Origin of the sequence: Mesorhizobium sp. B2-3-6, from assembly GCF_006442305.1 — a bacterium.
GTDB lineage: Bacteria > Pseudomonadota > Alphaproteobacteria > Rhizobiales > Rhizobiaceae > Mesorhizobium.
This window is the reverse complement of the sequence record NZ_VFVW01000001.1, coordinates 132,865-152,187: the sequence shown is the minus strand read 5'-3', so window position 1 is coordinate 152,187 and position 19,323 is coordinate 132,865. Positions and strand designations below refer to the sequence as shown.

Genomic DNA, 19,323 nt, shown 5'->3' with positions numbered 1-19,323 from the left:
AGTGACAACTACTCGTTTCCTTAGTATCTGGCGATCGCTCTCCGGTGTCGGCATGGCCCTCGGCATGCTGTTCTTCGCGGCCGCCCTGACGCCGACGCTCGTTCCCCGCACCGACCTGACGCAAGGCGTACTGGCGGGCGCGTGCTTCGCCATCGGCTACAGCCTTGGCGTCGCCTTGCGGTGGCTGTGGAAATATCTCGAGATTCCGGAACTGCCGCCACGGCCGCGTTTGCTGTCCAAGGCGATTATCCTGGTCCCGTGCCTCGGCCTTGCCGTTGTGGCACTGTGGCGATCCGGCGCGTGGCAGAACTCCATCCGCGCGGTGATGGGCATGCCGGCTGTCGATGGCGCTCATCCCCTCAATGTCTGCGCCCTGGCCATTTGCACCTTCATCGTCGTGCTCGCGCTGGCGCGCCTTGTCGCTTGGCTGGTGCGCGCCATCGCCGGGGCACTGAGACGCTACATACCCCGGCGCCTGGCGAATATCGCCGGCGCCGCTGTCGCCGTGCTGCTCATCTGGTTGCTGGTGAGCGACGTTGCGATCCGCGCGATCTTCGGCGCGCTCGATTCCTCGTTCGCCAAGTTCGACGCACTCATGGAACCGGAGCGCCAGCAGCCGAGCGAACCCTCCAGGACCGGAAGCCCCGCCTCGCTGGTCAGGTGGGACGAGCTCGGCCGCGCCGGCCGCGAGTTCATCGCGGACGGTCCCGCCGCCGCCGAGATAGGGACCTTCACCGGCCGGCCGGCGCAACAGCCGGTCCGGGTCTATGTCGGGCTGGGAGCGGCGGACAGTGCGCAGGCCCGCGCGAAACTCGCGCTGGAGGAGCTGAAGCGGGCGGGCGGCTTCAGCAAATCCACGCTTGTGGTCATCACGCCGACCGGGACCGGATGGATCGATCCGGCCTCGATGGATGCGCTCGAATATCTGTGCCGCGGCGATGTCGCCAGCGTCGCCGCGCAATATTCCTATCTGAGCAGTCCGCTGTCGCTGCTGGCGCAGCCGGAATACGGCGCCGAGACGGCCCGGGCGCTGTTCCTCGAAATCTACGGCTACTGGACCACCCTGCCGAAGCAGTGGCGGCCGAGGCTTTACCTGCACGGGCTCAGCCTTGGCGCCATGAACTCCGAAAGATCGGCCGGGCTGTTCGAGATCTTCGGCGACCCGATCAGCGGCGCACTCTGGAGCGGCCCGCCCTTCGAAAGCCGCATCTGGCGCTCGGTGAGCGATACGCGCAACAACGGCTCGCCGCAGTGGCTGCCGATCTTCCGCAATAGCAGCCTGGTCCGGTTCATGAACCAAAGCGGCCCGGCGGTGGCGCCCGACACGCCCTGGGGCCCGCTGAGGATCGTCTACCTGCAATATGCCAGCGACCCGATCGTATTCTTCGATTATCGCGACGCCTACCGGCAGCCGGATTGGATGAAGGCGCCGCGCGGGCCGGACGTCTCGCCGCAACTGAGCTGGTACCCGGTGGTGACCATGCTGCAGCTCGGTCTCGATATGGCCGTGGCGACAACCACGCCGATCGGCTACGGCCATGTCTACGCGCCGCAGGACTATGTGGAAGCCTGGAGTGCGGTGTTGGGCGTGAAGGACTGGTCGCGACAGGACCTCGCCGCCCTCAAAACCCATCTTGCCAGCAAGGTTGCAGCACAGGCCGACAGAGGCGGCTAGCTGGGGCTTCAGGGCACGGCCGAAATCAGCAGGAACATGGCGAATATGCCGAGATGGACCACTCCCTGGAGTCTCGTCGTGCGGCCCGTGCCGAGCGTGGGCGTGCTGACGAACATGGTGAGCAGAAGAAACACCGCGAGCCCCGACATCCGTTCAGGCTCATGATGCAGTCGATTTGCCACTGACGTAAATGGCGGAAAACGGCAGCGGGCGTAGGGAGCCCGCTGCCGCCAGGAGCGAGGCACGACGACGGACTGACGTGCTCGGCTCCTTGTTCCCGCAGCGGCTTGGCGGCAGACATCGCCGCGGGAAATTGCTGGATGTTCGCGGCTATCGCGGCGGCAGCATTTGGGGCGGGCGCCCTGAAACCAACAGGCTCCAGGCCGCCTTCTGTCAGGCCTTGCCCACGGGCAGCGCGACGAACCGGCTCGAGTCGTCGCGGGTGATCTGCATCAGTACGGCATTGCGGCCAGCCTTGGCTGCATCGGCCATGGCCTTGGAGACGTCATCAGTGGTGTTCACCTTGGTCGAACTGACGGCGGTGATGACATCGCCCGGCTGGATGCCACGATCGGCCGCATCGCTATTGGGATCCACATCGGTGACGACCAGTCCTTTGCCATCGTCTGACTTGGCGATGGTCAGGCCAAGATCGGCCAATGCGTCGGCCTTGGCAGGCGCGACCTGCTTGCCGTCATCGCCGGAGGCCTGTTTGTCGCTGGACGGCAGTGTGCCGAGATCGACCTTGATCGTCTGGCTTTTGCCATTACGCAATACGGTAAGATCGACCGACTTGCCCGGCGCATAGGCGCCGATCGTGCGGGCGAGGTCTTTGGGCGAATCGACATCCTTGCCGTCGACCTGGGTGATGACGTCACCGGCGGCAATGCCTGCCTTGTTGCTGGGACCAGCGTCCTGGGCGTTCGAGACCAGTGTGCCCTTGTCGGATTTCAGACCAAGGGATTCAGCAATTTCAGCGGTGACCGGCTGGATCTGGACGCCGAGCCAACCTCGCTTGATGGAGCCTTCCTTCATCAGGTCTTCCACGACCTGCTTGGCGGTCGAGGCCGGGATGTCGAAACCAATGCCGACACTGCCGCCCGACGGCGAGAAGATGGCTGTGTTGATACCGATCACCTGGCCATTGAGATTGAAAGTCGGGCCCCCCGAATTGCCATGATTGACCGGAGCATCGATCTGGATGAAGTCGTCATAGGGGCCGGCGCCGATATCGCGGCCCCGAGCGGATACAATGCCGGAAGTGACGGTGCCGCCGAGGCCGAACGGGTTGCCGACTGCCACCACCCAATCACCGATGCGGATCTTGGAGTCGTCGGCGAAGTCGACATAGGTGAACTTGCCGCCGCCATCGACCTTCAGCACAGCCAGGTCCGTCCGCGGATCGGTGCCGACCAGCTTGGCGTCGAGTTCCTTACCGTCACTGGTGACGATGGTGAAGGACGAGCCTTCCGAGACGACGTGATTGTTGGTGACGAGATATCCGTCCTCCGAGATGAAGAAGCCTGAACCCTGTGCCACCGGGCGCGGCTTGCCGTCACCATGTTTGAAGCCGCCCTGCTGCCGGTTGTCGGGCAGGTTCTCGAAACCATCCTGATCGTCGGAACCGTCGTCGGCGACCGGCTGGACCGTGGACTTGACCTTGACGCTGACGACCGCCGGCGAAACCTGCTCGACGACATCGGCGAAGCTCGGCATCTGCGGCGCCTGGACATGCACCGCGTCGGCCAGCACGGGGGCAGTGCCGGAAACAACAGCTCCGACGCCTACAGCGCCTACAGCGCTCAGCGACACTACAGCCGCCGCCAGGCGCCGACGAGTTCCGGAATACGAATTGGGGACAATATTCATGGGGTTCCATCCTTTTGAGTGAGATGCACTGAGCATCCTTGGCCAGGATGGTTAGAAGAACCTACATTACGGCATCATTGCCATATCATGAAAGTTTTGTCATTTTCATTCCATAGTATTTATAAAGACGATATGTATAGTTATTTTCACTAATATTGCAAATTTGTAACTTGCACGTTCGATTATTATTCAATTCTGTGACATCGAATTCGGTGGATTTGCGATGTCACGACAATCTAAATCGACACTAGAAAAAGTGAATGTGCCTTCCGATTTATTCGGAGTTTACGCGACATTGGGCCGGGGCTTGCCGGGCGGCGATTTCAGATCGAATTTCATCGCGAGTTCTCTATGTGTTGATTGCATGGCAGGCCATTTGAAGGTAGCGCGCATGGCATTGGGCGCGCCTTTGTCGCCGGGACGCCAAGAGGCCGCTCCGGGCGGTGATTTTCAGCAGGGTGAGAGCCTCCCCAGGAGGTGATTATCGTCCAAGCGAGGCGTCGAGAGGGTCTGTCGCTAGCTCGCTAAAGACCGGCGCACCGCTACCATACCACTGGCCCTCCGTCCCGCATCGCCACCGGCATTCGAGCAACACTGGTGGCGCCTGTCGCGACGGGCGTCATTGGCGGAAAGACATGCTGTTCGACTAGCCTCATTCATACCGCAAGCAAGAAATAAACGCTCGATCCACGTTTGGGATTCACCGCATATTCCAAGAAAACCAGGTACTGCCTTAAATTACTTGGCTTTGATGCCATCCGCAGCAGCAGGTCGCACGGCGGGATGAAGTCCACGGAGAAGCATATGAGGCGCATCATCGTCGCTGCGATCATCGCAAGCATGGCAGCCCCCACCTGGGCAATGCCCGTCGGAGCGCTAAGGCCGTCGGCTTCCGATACGGTCACGAACATCGACCTAAGGAGGCCTTCCCGCCATCGACCGGGACATGGAGTACGGCCACCGCACCACAGGCCACCCCACTATCGGCCCTCGCGTCCGCCACGCCATCACCGGCATTCGAGGAACAATAGCGGCGCCGTCGCCGCGGGCCTCATTGGCGGAATGCTGCTCGGCGGGATGGCGATCTCGGCTGCCCGCCAGCACAATCACAGCGCTTGGAACAACCATGTGAACTGGTGCTCGCAGCGGTACCGCTCCTACCGGGTCTCGGACAATAGCTGGCAGCCCTACAATGGCCCACGCCGGCAGTGCATCTCGCCCTTCTGAGTGCGCTCTGGGCTCGCTGGTGCTAGGAAGCCTACTGGGATTTGTTGAAACGGCTGAATGCAAGCTTGGACGGGAGCAAAAGCGAGCCTGGCAAAGGCCGGCGGGGCCATTGGCGTGAGCCAGCGGAAGTATCCCGCCTGTTCAAAGAGCATCTCCGCGAAGGCGTTTGCCGATCAATTGATACATGTCCGGCGTTCTGGTCGATGCGACGAATCTCGGTCCGAAAGTCGCAGGTCCGCAGGGAAGACATGGTTCTCTGTTTTCATCCACGTCGATGCGCCAGTTGGGAGGACTATTGTGCTAAAAAATCTATCGATCGCGGCAATCAGCGCCATCATGATTGTAAGCTTCAAGCATTCCGCGTTTGGCACGTCGATCGGCGTGGGCAATCCCTACCCAGTCAGTCACTACGAGTGCCAGGACGGCACGCGTCTGGCAGTGCGTCTCCTCGGGGATCGCGCTTCTGTATCCGTCAACGACGCGGCCGAGGTCGATCTGCCCTCCAAGGGACCGGAAGGAACGACGTATTCGAACGGTCAGTGGACGCTGACCATCATACAGGGACGCCTGTCCTGGGGTGTTGGCCGAGCTGTGCCATCTCTATGCGCCGGCGGTTGAGCCTCCCACCTCAGGAAAACTGATGAAGACTATCCAGTTCGGTCGCGCACTTCATCGCAGCTTTCGAGATCCAGATACGCGTCGGCTCCTCGTGCATTGCAGTGTTTCTGGACGCCTGGTGCCTCGGCGCGGCCGGCGGCAGGAACAATGGCACCCATGACAATCTCCATCCGTCAAACCAGCGGTTAATGCATGTCGCCCAGAAGTGCGCAGCGGTTCTGGGCGACATGCATTAAAACAAAGACTTAAAGCGAGTCGCCTGAATCTGTTTCGACGCGACACGCTTTAATCCCAAGAGATGCGCTTCGACAATAATACCGAAAACGCACGCGCTCTGACGGCAGAGCATAAAATGCAAAGAATCCAGAAACTAGGCATTGTGTCTCCAAATATCCGAGCCACCATGCAGAATTATTGACAACGTGTTCGCATGCGCGTGATGTCGGCTTAATTCACCAAAGAGGACGAAAGATATGCGGAGATATGCACTAGCTGCCCTGTTAAGTGCCGCACTCGGCTTTGGTATTCCTCTTGCCGCTGTGTCCCCAGCGGGAGCTGTGACCGTAAATATAAATATCGGATCAAACCTTAACAACGGCCGCGCGATTACTTGCGCTCAAGGCCAGCGATTGATTCAGAGCAGAGGCTTCAGGGACGTGCGTCGCGTGGACTGCCGGGGACGCAATTTTGTTTATCACGCGCGTCGCATTGGCGGCAGCACTTTCGAAATAGTGCTGAATGCCCGTACTGGCCGCGTGGTGGATTTCCACCGCATTCGTAGATGACTCAGAGAGGCAAGGGAATGACGCAGTTGTCCGAGACCCAGCAACCCAGACGATCTGCGTGGACGAACTCGGCGATCGGAATCGTCTTTATCCTGGCAGGGATCTTCGTGTTGGGCGATCTGGCGCTGGCCACGACCATCAGCGCACTTGTCCTGGGAATTGCGATCGTATGCGCCGGCTTTGTCGAGATCGCCCTCGCCATCTGGGCCGGCGGGTGGCGTGGTTTTCTCTGGCAGACGATGCTCGGCATCCTGTACGTCGTTTTTGGCTGCCTGCTCATCAGCTTGCCGGTGCTGGGATCTATCATCCTCACATGGGTGCTCGGTGTCGTGCTCGTGATATCTGGGCTCGGAAGAATGTCTTTGAGCCTGCGCTACCTGTCCACCGACCGATGGATGATGCTTGTTTCCGGCCTGTTCGGTCTCGCGGCTGGCTTCTTGATACTCATCGGATGGCCATCGACCGGGGTTTGGGTGATTGGGGCGTTCATGGGTATCGACCTAGTTCTTCACGGCCTGGGCTGGCTCGTTACAGGCTTTCGGCCAACGGATACGACCCGATGATCCAACCATTTTCACCGTGACCGTTACCCGCTTTGCGGCATTGGCTCCTGTCCTGCCGCGACGGTTCCCAAGCGCGGCAAGCTTTTTGCGTAGGGTTTCATTTTGTCCTGGACGTCGCGAACGGCCCGTCGATGCGCACGATGCCGCATGATCGGGATCAGCCACCCCTCGAGACCAGCAGCGCGCCTCTGATCACATAGGAGAAGTTCGGGCGGCTCCGGACGAGAATTCGTCGCGACAAAGCCGAGCGCAACGGACGAAGCGGCCGACAACCAATGTCGAGACCGCAGGCTTGCCAGTCGGACAGGCAAGCAAAATGAGACGTGCTGCACACTATTCGGATTTCCGGCTCAATCTTTCACCTTCTAGGATGTGTATTACGTGCCCTTGGAAAGTCTTAGCCTAGGAGGGTCCCATGTCCGATCTGATCGTCATCGTCTATCCAAACGAGGCCAAGGCTGAAGAGGTACGTCAACGGCTCATAGGACTTCAAAAGGAATACGTTATTAAACTTGGCGACGCGGTTATTGCCACCAAGACCGAGGCGGGTGCGATAAAGCTCAATCAACTTGTGAATACGACGGCGGCAGGCGCTGTATCCGGTAGCTTCTGGGGCTTGCTTATCGGTGTTCTCTTCCTGAATCCGTTGATCGGACTTGCGGTCGGCGCCACCTCCGGAGCCCTTGGCGGCGCTTTGACGGACGTGGGTATCAACGATGCGTTCATGCGCGATCTGTCAGCCAGCATCCAGCCTGGGGACGCTGCCCTGTTCGTGCTCGCGCACGAGATGACAGCGGACAAGGTGCTCAAGGAGATCCAGGCCTTTGGCGGCGTGGTGCTTAAGACGTCGCTGGATGAGACGAAGGAGCAGGTTCTGCGCGATGCGCTTCAACGCGCTTCCGCGATGGCCGGCCAAGGCGCGGCCGCGACCGCCTGACCGCGGTCACGGAACATCCCGGAATCGGAACTCTGCTGGTCGGCAAGGGCGATGGATGGCCCGATAGTAAGTGGGCGATGCAAGCATGTCCGGCCTTGAGACAGCGGCCCTGCTTTTGATTGAAGCCATCTGCGGCGCGGGCGGAGCTTTCGCTACGACTTGGTTTTGGCGCATGGCTGCGCTGGGTTGGAAATCTGTCGCGGCGGCTGGCGTCGTGGGAGGACTGACCCTGACAGGGCTGGCCGGTCGGATTCCCGCCTTGGCAAACTTCCTCGGCAACGTCGAAAATGCTGTCGATGCCACCGCTCGTGGTGTCGGCACCCTCACGCCCGGCGTGCTGATTGGCGTCGGCATTGCCGGCCTTCTTGGCGGCATCCTGTCGGTTTGTATCATCGGCCTCGTCCGGGGCGCGGGATCCGGACGTCGCTAGGGGCCCGGCCAATCGAATTTCCTGGCGGCAATCACGCGTTCCGCCGATCGGCGGACCCAAGCAACTGAGCGATCCAAAGGGTCGCCGGCGATTGCGAGCAAAAAGTAACCAGCGCGATGGTGATGGGCACACCTATGAACGCGCCGAACACACCCCAAAGAAACGACCAGAAGAAGACCGAAAACAGCACCACAAAAGGCGACATCGCCAACACGTAACCGGCAACCCGCGGTTCTATGTAGCTGCCGATGACGAACTGAATGATGTTGAGGCCGGCAAAAATCGAGACGGCGGCCTGTGGCGATCCGAACTGCGCGAGCGCGTAAAGCGTCGGCAAGAATGTCGCGACGAACGGCCCGATAAACGGAATATAGTTCAAGGTGAAGGCGATAACGCCCCACTCGGCGGCAAACCGCAGTCCGAAAGCCGCCGAAAGCGCGCACACCATCGAACCGGTCGCAAGGCTCATCAATGTCCGAACCAGCATGTAACGTCGCCATTTCGATGCTGTCTGACTGCTGCCATTGATCAGTGCGGCCGCCGCCTGGGCGCTCAGCGCTACACGAGCATTGCGAGCCGCCGCTTCAGCGTCGAGAAGACCCAGAAGCACGTAAACGACGACAACGATCCAGAACGAGATCACGGTATTCAGCCTTGCGGTCACGCCTTGAGCTATCCGCACGAACCAGCCGACATTGAAATGCTCGGCCCAGGCGCCGGCCATCACGACACCGTGCCCTTCCAACCACTCGGCGAGTTGACTGTAGAGTCCTTGAAAGCGGGCGCTGTCGGCGAGGACCGATCGGCCAATGCGGCCAAAACCCCAACTGGCGATCGATGCAAAGGCGAAGAATGCCAGGACGACGACACAGACGACTATCGCCAGTGCGATCAGCTTTGGAAGAAGCCGCTGCAGGTTGCGCTGCAATGGCCACACCAGCGCGATGAGGAAAAGAGCGCACACGACTGGCGCGAAAATTGAGGCAGCGGCCTGCAGCGCCCATATGACGGCGATAACCGCCAGAATATACGTAGGCGCAAAGAGCGTTCGCTTCGCCATGGTATAGTCTGTTCCCGGCCGGCTGGATGACGTTACAGACAACTCCGAAATTGGTCCGGAAGCTTGCTCAGCGCCCAGACCAATGTTCATCGATATCGCTTAACCAGCTCGATTCGTGCTGAATAAAGCTGATCTTACGCATCGCGCCTAGCACCGTTTTGTGATGGGTCGACCCTGACGATCGCGAACCGTGTGACCCCAGCGATCACGAACCCAGCATTCGCGATGATGCGCGCGCGGTGCCGTGGCAGCGCCGACCACAGCCCCTGTGCCGCCACCGACCGCCGCGCCTACAAGGGCACCTCGACTGCCGTTTGCAAGGCCGCCGATGACCGCACCCGTTCCGGCTCCTGCCAGCGCCGTGCCTGCTGTTCGCTGTTCCGTGGCAGTACAACCCGCAGCCATCAGAGCCAAAGCAGAAACAAATATAATACTTCTCATGATTTCATCTCCTGGGTACATTTACATCCGCTCGCCAACAACGAGCATTCCGTCCAAACAATGTGCCGATTGTTCCTAAAGGATTGGGAGCGAATCCAACGCTCTATGAGCAATTCTGGGGTAGACGGTCTTTATGTGCTGGAGGCCGTCCGACAGGCATGGCCTTCAGACTATTTGGGGGGCCGACCGGCCGCCTGTACCGAGCCTGGCCGGATTGCTATCAATAGTCGACCGCATCACGAATGATGGGACATGTCATGCAATGACCCCCGCCTCGGCCACGGCCGAGCTCCGCGCCTGAGATAGTGATGACTTCTATGCCTTCCTTGCGCAGCAGCGTATTTGTGTACGTGTTGCGATCGTAGGCAAAGACGACACCAGGCGAGGCGCAAACCAAGTTGGCGCCGCTGTCCCACTGGGTGCGCTCGCGCATGTAGTCGTTGCCGCCGGTTTCAACGACGCGCATCTTCTTGAGACCAAGCGAGTCACGCACCGTCTCAATGAAACTGCCTTTGTCCTTGTGGAGTTCGACGCCCCCCTTCCCGTCAGGGCGATAGGAGAATGCGTCAATGCCGTTGACGATGTCCGGATACATCAGCACGCAGTCGCGATCGGCAAACGTGAATACCGTGTCGAGATGCATCGCCGCGCGCAGCTTAGGCATTGCGGCGACGATCACACGTTCGGCAGCTCCTTTCTCAAACAGGGCCGCCGCCACTTGGCTGATAGCCTGGCGCGAAGTGCGCTCGCTCATGCCGATAAGCACATTGCCCTTGCCGATAGGCATGACGTCCCCACCCTCGAATGTGGCAAGCCCCCAATCCCTGGTCGGGTCACCCCACCAGACATTGACCTTGCCGGCGAAGTCCGGGTGGAACTTGTATATCGACGTGGTGAGGATGGTCTCCTCGTGGCGCGCAGGCCAATAAAGGGCGTTCAGCGTCACGCCGCCATAGATCCAGCAGGTGGTGTCCCGGGTGTAGAGCGTGTTGGGCAAAGGCGGCAGCAGATATTCGTTGACGCCGGCCGCGTCACGGATCAGCGCCAGTTGTTCGCCGCCGATGCTTTCCGGGAATTCGAAGGTCGACAGCCCGCCGATCAGTGTTTCAGCGAGGTCGCGATTAGAGAGGCCGTCGAGATAGGAGCGGACCTCGTCGATGAGGCCGAGGCCGACCTGGTTCGGTACGATCTGCTGGTCGAGGATCCACTTCTTGGCTTCCGGAATGGCGACCGTCTCGGCGAGCAGATTGTGCATCTCGATTACCTCGACGCCCCTGTCGCGCATCTTGGTCATGAAGTCGAAATGATCGCGCTTGGCATTGTCTACCCAGAGCACGTCGTCGAAGAGGAGTGCGTCACAATTGCTGGGTGTCAGCCGCTGGTGGGCGCGGCCGGGAGCGCACACCATGACCTTGCGCAACTGACCAACCTCTGAATGAACGCCGAATGAAGTATTGTTTGTCATGACCTTCCTTCTTTCTGTTCAAGGTGCGATGGCGCCCGTCAGCAGCCCGTAGGCTCCGATCAGGCCAGCGATGAGCGTGACGGCGAACACGAAGAGTTCGGCGAGCGTGAACAGCTGCAATTTCTGCTCGCGCCGCGCCCAGACGTAGAGAATAGTTCCGGGCGCGAAGAGGACGGCAACAAGCAGCACGTATTTGAGCCCGGCGGCGACGAACATGAAGACCGTGTAAATCACCGCGATCCAGGCGAAGATCTGGTCGCGGCCGCGCTGATCCGGCGTCTTTTCATAGCCAACGCCGCTACGAGCGAGCAGGATGCCGTAGCCAGCGACGAGCAGGTAGGGCAGCAACGCGGTGACGCTCGTCATGTCGAGCATGAAGTTGAACGCGTCCCGCGACCAGTAGGTGGAGATCACGAAGAGCGATACGACGATGTTGGTGAGCCAGAGTGCGTTAGCGGGAACCTTGTTGCCATTCTGCGCTGCGAAGAGCCTTGGCATATCCTCCGATTTCGCCGCCGCGAACAGCACCTCGGCGCAGATTAGGGACCAGGCGAGATAGGCGCCGAGCACCGAGATCAGAACGCCGATCGAGATGAAGACCGCACCCCAGTGACCGACGACCGCTTCGAGAACGCCGGCCATCGACGGCTGCTGGACACCGGCGACAGCCGATTGCGGCAGAGCCGCGTAGGGCAGCAGCGTGACCGCTACCATCAGGCCTGTGACGCCGACGAAACCGAGAATCGTCGCCGTACCGACGTCGGAACGCACCTTGGCAAAGCGGGAATAGACGCTGGCGCCCTCGATGCCGAGGAAGACGAAGACCGTGATCAGCATTGTGTCGCGCACCTGGGCGATCAGGGACTTCGGCGGCATGTCCAAGCCGCCGAAGAAATTCTCGCGGAACTGCCCGAAATGAAAGAAGAAGATCAGGAGCAGGATGAAGACCAGGATCGGCACGATCTTGGCAATCGTCACGACAGTGTTGATGAAGGTCGCCTGCTCGACGCCGCGCAGGATCATGAAGTGGAAAGCCCAGATGCCGATCAACGAGACGATGATGGCGATGGCGCTGCTGCCGTCCCCAAAGATCCCGGGAAAGAACCGCCCCAGCGTCGAGCCGATGAGCACCCAATAGAAGACGTTGCCCAGGCAACTACCGAGCCAGTAGCCGAAGGCGGACAGGAAGCCCATGTAGTTGCCGAAGCCGGCCTTGGCATAGGCGAAGACGCCTGAGTCGATGTCTGGCCTCTTCTCGGCCAACGCCTGGAACACCCGCGCCAGCATGTACATGCCGGTTCCCGCAATTGCCCAGGCGATGATTGCGCCGAACGGACCTGTCGCAGTCGCGAACCGGCCAGGCAGATTGAAGATGCCCGCGCCGACCATCGATCCCACCACCATGCTGGTCAGCGCAAACAGCGAAAGCTTCTGATTTTCGTTTGAAGTCATAAACCGCTCTCCTGGCTGCGCGAACCAGAGTTCGCGATCAGACGCCTCGCCGACACGTCTCGGTCCAGCAAGGTTAGGTCTGATCAGAAGCAGTAAATGCGAATGTCGGCAACCGGTTAAACGAGCCAAGGCAAAGGTTTTGGACGTCAGGTATACTAGTGGGATTTTATGCCAATCACGTGGGCGCTAGATTCGAGATAGGTTGCAGGCGTAACAATGAGGCCGCTGGACCGCCGTCCGCCAAGGAATTGTTGATCCAAATTCAATGAACTCGACCGTTCAGCAAAAATTCTCGATATGGACCCTGACGGCTATGGTCGTCGGTTCGATGGTCGGCGCGGGCATCTTCTCTTTGCCGCAGGCTTTTGGTCGCGAGACCGGTCCGTTCGGGGCCATGATCGCTTGGGCCATCGCTGGCGTCGGAATGCTGATGTTGGCCTTCGTCTTCCAGACCTTGTCGGTTCGCAAGCCGGACCTCGATGCGGGCGTGTATGCCTATGCCAAGGCCGGCTTTGGCAATTATCTCGGCTTCCTCTCGGCCCTCGGTTACTGGTCTGCCGCCGTTCTCGGCAACGTTTCCTATTTCGTGCTGATAAAGTCGACGCTGGGGCTTTTCTTTCCTGTGTTCGGCGATGGCAATACGATCACGGCGATCGTCATTTCCTCGATGCTTCTGTGGATCGTACATTCGCTGATCCTGCGGGGCGTCAAGGAAGCGGCGGCCATCAACACCATTGTCACTTACGCCAAGATCATTCCGATCTTTCTCTTTATCATCTTCGTTATCTACGGCTTCAGCGCCGATGTCTTCACGACCAATTTCTGGGGCGGGGAAGAAGTCAGCGTTGGCAGCATCGCGAGCCAGGTTCGCGGGACCATGTTGGTGACCGTATTCGTCTTTGTCGGAATCGAAGGCGCGAGCGTCTATTCGCGTTACGCACGCAACCGCGGGGATGTCGGGGTCGCGACGCTCCTTGGTTTTCTCGGCGTGCTCTGTCTGCTTGTGCTGGTCACCATTCCCTCCTACGGGATCATGCTTCGTCCTGAACTGACAGCGCTGCGCAATCCCTCCATGGCCGGCGTATTGGAAGCGGTGGTCGGGCCATGGGGCGCCAAGTTCGTCAGCTTCGGCCTGCTGATCTCCGTTGCCGGTGCCTATCTGTCCTGGGTGCTGCTGGCCGCTGAAATCCTGTTCACCGCATCACATCACCAGACAATGCCGCGTTTTCTTGCGTATAAAAACAAGCATGGCGTGCCGTCGCGGGCGCTCTGGCTGACCAATACGGTCGTGCAGGTTTTTCTGGTCCTGACGCTCTTTGCTCAACAGGCCTTCAGGCTCGCTCTCGAGCTGACCAGTTCCATGATCCTCATCCCATATCTTCTTGTCGCCGCTTACGGGGTCAAGCTCGCATGGGGCGGCGAGAGCTACGAGAACGACCCCGTAGCGCGGCGTGTCGACTTCGCAAGGGCGGCGATAGCATTGATCTATACGGCCGGTCTCATCTACGCCGCCAGCGCCAAGCACCTGCTGCTCTCGGCCGTCATCTACGGACCGGGCACGATCCTCTTCGGCATGGCTCGGAAGGAGCGGGGGCAGAGGGTGTTTACTCCCGCCGAGATGGGGATGTTCGTCGTCGCCGCACTTGGCGCGGTCGCGGCAATCTACGGCATCCTTGCCGGCGCCATCGCAGTCTAGGGCCCAAAGCTGTTTCGCAGCAGAAGACCACTCAGCGTGTGCGCCCTGCTGTCAGGCTGGCTGATCTGCTGCGAGCTCGTGTCCTGGGCGCCTTGCCAGCCTTCCACGCGTGCCTCCTTTGGCGTAATGCCGAATTCCTTCCTGAACATCCGGCTATACGCCGATGGATCCGTGAAGCCCCAATCCCCGGCAATGGCGGAGATCGGGCGCCCATCCAAGCTGTCGGAAAGTATATCGCGTGTCTTGAGCAGGCGTTTGTGGCGAATATAATTCGAAACACCTCCGGCCGGTTCGAATATCCGGTAGAGGCGAGAGCGGGACACACCGAGTTCGCGGCAAAGCCTGTCGGATGCCAAGGACTGATCATTCAAACTTTGTGCAATGATTTTGGCAGCGCGCTCGGCGATCACGGCGTCGATCACACGCTTCGCCTCGGTGATGCGGTCATGTGATGGCGACACGCACGCAGCCAGCAGATTGGTGGTGGCAGTGGCAATGTGCGACACATCCACGGCCCTCAGATCGGAAAAGGAACGGTGCAGCAGAAGCATGTAGTCTGCCAGGAGTCTTTTCGACTCCTCACGTATTTCAATCCTGGACGATTGGATGAAAGGCAGGTCGCGTGGCAGGAAAACGGCAAGGAGGGCGTCGTTCTCCATCACGCATTCGTAGGGCTCTGCAAAAGATTGCAGGGTCGTTCTCACGACCTGCCAACTTCCAGGAAGCCTGCCCTTGGACAAGGGCAGGCTCAAATACCAATTGTCCACCGAAGGGTTTTTCAAATGCCGCCAGCGACAGCGGTAGCCACTGCCAGGCAATTCGAGGAACATGACAGCCAACGTTCCCAGATCCCACACTGTTTCATGTGCTGGAAACGAATGGCTCCGTTCTTGCATAAGTTCAGTGTCGGCAACGCCTTGATACCAGGTTCGAAACAGGTCGAATTGCTTAGCAGGCGGTGCCGTGGAGGTATCGATGTCGACGGCGCATTGCAGGGACTTCTCGGCACCTGCTCCTCCAGATAGCCCGGCGGCATGAACCATAGCATCCATAGCAACTATCCGTCTTTGTTGGTGCAACACGGGTTATTGCAAGAACATTAGTTAATTCTAATATATACAACTCCGGCAAGCAATGTTGAAGGTGGATGTAATACCCTGTCTACTACCAGCATAGAAGCATGTTAATCAATCGTTAACATGCCATCTGGCCCATTTGAGGTATCCACCAGGAATTCGTGAACTGGGCTTAATTGTACCCGACGGAAGTTGTGGAGGTGGCTGCGTGATATCCGAGGCTTATCAGACCGGTTGTGGTGGCTCTCAACTCAGTATGCAAGGCATCCCAATCATAGACCACCAGTCCATTTTTCTTGTTGGAGGCTGTACTCCCTGAAATGTCTTGTGGGACTAATGCCCGGATACCACGCGCACAACGGGAATAGGTAAGGACGATCTAGCCGCCCTCGCAGGCGTCACCGCGAGATCTGCAGCATGATCCTCATCGGCAGGGACCACACAGCCATGGCGCATGAAACCAGCGAGGGCCTCGGACGTCGCGACTTCATGATCGCATCGGTCGCTACCATCGGCGCTGCCGCTGCGCTCATGGCCGGGCCGGCGCAGGCGCAAACGGGCTCGGCACCTGCAAGCGCGTCTCCCGCAGGGACGTCGGGGACCGTCTATACCGGCGATGTCATCGACGGAAAGAAGGTCATCAGTTCGCTTGACATCTCGGATCTGAAACCAGGCAAGCACAGCCTTTATTTCCAGGGCGTACAGATGCCGACGGGCCAGCACTGGTACGTCTCGGTGATGGTCGCCAAGGGGGCAGCCCCAGGCAAACGACTGGGGCTGATGAGCGGCGTGCATGGCGATGAAATGAGCCCCATTCAAACCGTGCAATCCGTAATGCGTGAGCTCGATCCGGCCGCGATGTCGGGATCGGTGATGGCGGTACTCGACATTTCGCGCCCCGCAATGGAAGGCATGGAACGGAGATGGCCGAATTCGGGGCGCGGGATCGACCTGATCGACATCAATCGGTTGTTCCCTGGCAACGAGGACGCTCCCGACGCGCCGACGCGCCACGCCGGCCTGATATTCAACCGGCTTCTGCGGTCAAACCTCGACTACGGGATCGATTTTCATACAGCCGCCACGGGCATGGACGCGACGGCGTTCCACCTTGCGCGCATGGATCTCCCCGAAGTGCGGGCGATGGCGGAACTCTATCCGGTCGATCAGATTTTCGACAACTTTGGCGAGCGAGGTCTTCTCGCCAATGCCCTCATCGATGCCGGCATTCCCGCCTTCACGCCCGAGATCGGCAAGCCGCGGATCTTCGATCACGACATGATCGCCCTGTTCGTCGAAGGAACGATGAACGTCATCAAGCACCACGGAATAATTTCAGGCCCTATCGGCAGAACCAGCAAGGATTCGAGCGTTTTCGTCGCGGACGGCATGTTTCCCGTCACCGCGACGCATGGCGGTTTCATCGAATTGTTGGTCGAACTCAATGAGACCGTTCGGCCCGGACAGAAAGTTGCAGTCCAAAGGAACACCTTCGGGGAAATCGTCGCGGAATACTCCGTGCCTCTCGGCGGCGAAGTCGGCGCCAGGCGGACCGATGCAACAGCGGAGTCGGGGACTCCGATCGTATTCCTCATCTTTGACAGCGCCAATCCTGTCGGCGGCGATGTGTTGGTCGAGTAACGGGACCTGAAATGACAAGAACCGCGACACGAAGCGCCGTCCGGCAGGTGTCAGTGTCGCTCAACCGAAAGCAAAAGACATGCTGCGGCTAGGCTCGAAGTACGGTCACCTCGTTCACAGTTCTGGTTGCGGTTGTCTCAATCCCGATCTTCAACGAGTCTCTCGTCGTCTGGAGGCCTTTTCCAGGCGTAGTTTTCTCTCCGGTTTCGGGGCTGCCGCCATCGCCGGGGTGCTGACAAAGCCGTCCTTCGCGCAGACGGCCGCGCCCCCTTCCAAGATCCTGTTTCGCGAAGTCCGGCTATTCGACGGCAAGTCGGGTACGGTGAAGGACGGAGCGCAAATCCTGGTGGAGGGCGGCAGGATTTCCGGAATCGATATGACGAACGCCCCTCCCCCGGAGGACGCCACCGTCATCAAATGCCGCAATGGCGTCCTCATGCCAGGGCTCATCGACGCGCATTGGCATGCGATCTTCGCGGCGGTCCCGGTCAACATCCTGCTTAACGGCGACCCGGGGATTATCTTCGCAGCGTCCACCGCCGAGGCGGATCGCACGCTCAGTCGCGGCTTCACCACCATACGCGATCTGGGAGGTCCCTCCTTCTCCTTCAAGCAGGCTATCGACACCGGGCTGATCCCTGGCCCGCGCATCTATCCCTCCGGCGCGATGATCACGACCTCCGGGGGCCACGCCGATCTTCGCCTGCCAAGCGAGATTCCGCGCGACGGCGGCAAGCTCAGCAAAGGTGAACTCCTGGGGGGAGCGGCCATCGTCGACGATATCGGCGACCTGAAGATGCGGATCCGGGAGCAGCTTCTCCAAGGCGCGTCACAGATAAAGTTGGTGGGCGGCGGTGGCGTATCATCGCCCCGCAGTCCGCTGGACATCGTCACCTTCAGCGAAGAAGAGCTGCGGGCAGGCGTCGAGGTGGCACAGGATTGGAGCACCTACGTTACCGTGCACGCCTATACGTCTCGCGCGATACGACGCGCGCTGGCAGCTGGGGTGCAGTCGATCGAGCACGCGCATCTGATGGACGAGGACACGGCGGCGATGATCGCCGAGAAGGGCACATGGCTAAGCACCCAGCCCTTCCTGACGGCGGAGGACACCGGCCCGCTGACGGGACCTAGCGCCGACCGCGCCCAGGAGCTTTTCTCAGGGACGCCGAGGATATATGCCTTTGCTCGCAAGCATGGCATCAAGACGGCCTGGGGTTCCGACGTGCTGTTCTCGCCTGCGTTGGGTCCGCGCCAGAGCATGATGCTCACGCATTTGGCCAACTGGTACAAGAACGCCGAAGTCCTGCAGATGGCCACCTCCGGCAATGCCGAACTGCTCGCACTCTCCAATCTGCGCAACCCTTATCCGGGCAAGCTCGGCGTCATCGAAGAAGGAGCTTTCGCGGACCTCTTAGTCGTGGACGGCAACCCGCTCGACGACATCCGGCTGATCGAGGATCCAAATAAGAACTTCGTCGTCATCATGAAGGACGGCCGGCTTCACAAGAGCACCCTTTGAGAGTCAGCGGAAAACCGTATGCCGCCTTCACTTCCCAGCAATCAGTTAATCCGACACGGCCTCATGGTCCTGACGAAGCAAGGCCGCGAGAAAATCTCGACTAGGCAGTCGTCGTCATCGGGAAATCTCGCCGCGAGGCAACCAGACAGGCTCCTGACGCTCCGTCCGGCAGACTTCTTCCTGATACTTTCCATTGACCGCTCTCGGCTCTCTTCTCTGCCCGCAGGGTGCGAGATCGATATTTAGAACCTGCATGGAACGGGGACATGCCAGAAAAATCGGATCACCCACCTGCAACGCCATATGAACGGGCCGAAATCGAGCAGGGCAAGTGGCGCAGGTTTCTGCTCTTTGGGCTCCTCCTGCTTGCGGGCGGCGTGTTTTCAGTCGCAGTTCCCAGCGTTTCCAATTTCGCATCCAACGTCGTGTTCGCCGTGGCCCTGATGGCAGTCGGCGTCATCAAGGTCATCCAATCGCTCTGGATCAAAAGTTGGGTGGGCTTCGTGTGGCAGGAACTGACCGGCTTCTTCGAGCTCATCGGCGGCATCATGATTTACTTCAATCCTATCAAAGCATCGGCCGTAATATCACTGTTCATAGCGTTTGTACTATTTGTCCACGGTGTTCTTCAATTAATCATCGCCGCTGAAGTCAGGAAAGTCGGCGGCTGGTATTGGTTCGCCGTTTCCGGAATCGTGGCCATATTCGCTGCTTTCTCCATACTGCTGAAGTGGCCGATCGTCAGAGAGATGCCGACTGGCTTGGTGGCCGGATTTTCCATGATGATTGCTGGACTGGCGTATCTCGTCATTGCCCTGAGCGTGCGCAGGACGAAGATTTTGTCTTGAGAGCAGGATCCGACGATG

Annotated in this window: 17 protein-coding genes and 1 pseudogene; 10 read left to right on the top strand and 8 right to left on the bottom strand. The window is 59.6% G+C overall.

Features of this window, described 5'->3' with window-relative positions; genetic code table 11:
* The first annotated feature begins 52 nt into the window (after positions 1-52).
* A complete protein-coding gene (locus tag FJ953_RS00685) occupies positions 53-1,675 on the top strand; it encodes an alpha/beta-hydrolase family protein (protein WP_140623464.1) in 1,623 nt (540 codons plus the stop codon).
* Positions 1,676-1,683: 8 nt separating this feature from the next.
* Here FJ953_RS00685 and FJ953_RS00680 read toward each other — a convergent pair.
* The 3 genes and pseudogenes from FJ953_RS00680 to FJ953_RS30725 form a co-directional block, all read right to left on the bottom strand.
* A pseudogene (locus FJ953_RS00680) lies at positions 1,684-1,809 on the bottom strand (ionic transporter y4hA); the annotation flags it as partial.
* A gap of 259 nt (positions 1,810-2,068) precedes the next feature.
* Positions 2,069-3,544, bottom strand: coding sequence for a Do family serine endopeptidase (locus tag FJ953_RS00675; RefSeq protein WP_140622750.1), 1,476 nt, complete (start codon positions 3,542-3,544; stop codon positions 2,069-2,071).
* 656 nt (positions 3,545-4,200) lie between these two features.
* Positions 4,201-4,455, bottom strand: coding sequence for a hypothetical protein (locus FJ953_RS30725; protein ID WP_224655846.1), 255 nt, complete (start codon positions 4,453-4,455; stop codon positions 4,201-4,203).
* On the opposite strand from FJ953_RS30725, the gene FJ953_RS31155 reads away from it, so the two are divergent.
* From FJ953_RS31155 to FJ953_RS00645, 5 genes are all read left to right on the top strand, one after another.
* Positions 4,349-4,771 (top strand): BA14K family protein, encoded by a 423-nt coding sequence (locus FJ953_RS31155; protein ID WP_348640289.1) that lies wholly within the window; start codon positions 4,349-4,351, stop codon positions 4,769-4,771. The genes FJ953_RS30725 and FJ953_RS31155 overlap by 107 nt on opposite strands.
* Before the next feature lie 57 nt (positions 4,772-4,828).
* On the top strand, positions 4,829-5,389 hold the full coding sequence (locus FJ953_RS30720; protein WP_224655847.1) for a hypothetical protein: 561 nt from the start codon (positions 4,829-4,831) through the stop codon (positions 5,387-5,389).
* Positions 5,390-6,191: 802 nt separating this feature from the next.
* Positions 6,192-6,737, top strand: a complete 546-nt coding sequence (locus FJ953_RS00655; protein ID WP_181167676.1) for a DUF308 domain-containing protein — start codon at positions 6,192-6,194, stop codon at positions 6,735-6,737.
* Positions 6,738-7,152: 415 nt separating this feature from the next.
* Positions 7,153-7,674, top strand: coding sequence for a DUF1269 domain-containing protein (locus FJ953_RS00650; RefSeq protein ID WP_140499392.1), 522 nt, complete (start codon positions 7,153-7,155; stop codon positions 7,672-7,674).
* 85 nt (positions 7,675-7,759) lie between these two features.
* Positions 7,760-8,104 (top strand): hypothetical protein, encoded by a 345-nt coding sequence (locus FJ953_RS00645; RefSeq protein WP_140499394.1) that lies wholly within the window; start codon positions 7,760-7,762, stop codon positions 8,102-8,104.
* Between the two features lie 31 nt (positions 8,105-8,135).
* Here the strand turns inward: FJ953_RS00645 and FJ953_RS00640 are convergent, their stop codons facing one another.
* From FJ953_RS00640 to FJ953_RS00625, 4 genes are all read right to left on the bottom strand, one after another.
* A complete protein-coding gene (locus tag FJ953_RS00640) occupies positions 8,136-9,164 on the bottom strand; it encodes an AI-2E family transporter (protein ID WP_140499465.1) in 1,029 nt (342 codons plus the stop codon).
* Between the two features lie 147 nt (positions 9,165-9,311).
* Positions 9,312-9,569 (bottom strand): YMGG-like glycine zipper-containing protein, encoded by a 258-nt coding sequence (locus FJ953_RS31150; protein ID WP_348640292.1) that lies wholly within the window; start codon positions 9,567-9,569, stop codon positions 9,312-9,314.
* Between the two features lie 256 nt (positions 9,570-9,825).
* A complete protein-coding gene (locus FJ953_RS00630; protein WP_140622748.1) occupies positions 9,826-11,070 on the bottom strand; it encodes an arginine deiminase in 1,245 nt (414 codons plus the stop codon).
* 18 nt (positions 11,071-11,088) lie between these two features.
* Positions 11,089-12,522, bottom strand: coding sequence for a basic amino acid/polyamine antiporter (locus FJ953_RS00625; RefSeq protein WP_140517433.1), 1,434 nt, complete (start codon positions 12,520-12,522; stop codon positions 11,089-11,091).
* Positions 12,523-12,787: 265 nt separating this feature from the next.
* On the opposite strand from FJ953_RS00625, the gene FJ953_RS00620 reads away from it, so the two are divergent.
* Positions 12,788-14,218, top strand: a complete 1,431-nt coding sequence (locus FJ953_RS00620) for a basic amino acid/polyamine antiporter (RefSeq protein ID WP_140622746.1) — start codon at positions 12,788-12,790, stop codon at positions 14,216-14,218.
* Here the strand turns inward: FJ953_RS00620 and FJ953_RS00615 are convergent.
* Positions 14,215-15,270, bottom strand: a complete 1,056-nt coding sequence (locus FJ953_RS00615) for a helix-turn-helix domain-containing protein (protein ID WP_140622744.1) — start codon at positions 15,268-15,270, stop codon at positions 14,215-14,217. The two genes, FJ953_RS00620 and FJ953_RS00615, sit on opposite strands and share 4 nt — an antisense overlap.
* Positions 15,271-15,741: 471 nt before the next feature.
* On the opposite strand from FJ953_RS00615, the gene FJ953_RS00610 reads away from it, so the two are divergent.
* From FJ953_RS00610 to FJ953_RS00600, 3 genes are all read left to right on the top strand, one after another.
* On the top strand, positions 15,742-16,935 hold the full coding sequence (locus FJ953_RS00610; RefSeq protein ID WP_140623463.1) for a succinylglutamate desuccinylase/aspartoacylase family protein: 1,194 nt from the start codon (positions 15,742-15,744) through the stop codon (positions 16,933-16,935).
* Between the two features lie 79 nt (positions 16,936-17,014).
* Positions 17,015-18,457 carry an amidohydrolase family protein gene (locus tag FJ953_RS00605; RefSeq protein ID WP_140499405.1) on the top strand — a complete coding sequence of 481 codons (1,443 nt, stop codon included), beginning with the start codon at positions 17,015-17,017 and terminating at the stop codon, positions 18,455-18,457.
* Positions 18,458-18,723: 266 nt separating this feature from the next.
* Complete coding sequence (locus FJ953_RS00600) at positions 18,724-19,305, top strand: HdeD family acid-resistance protein (protein WP_140622742.1); 582 nt, start codon at positions 18,724-18,726, stop codon at positions 19,303-19,305.
* Positions 19,306-19,323 lie beyond the last annotated feature (18 nt).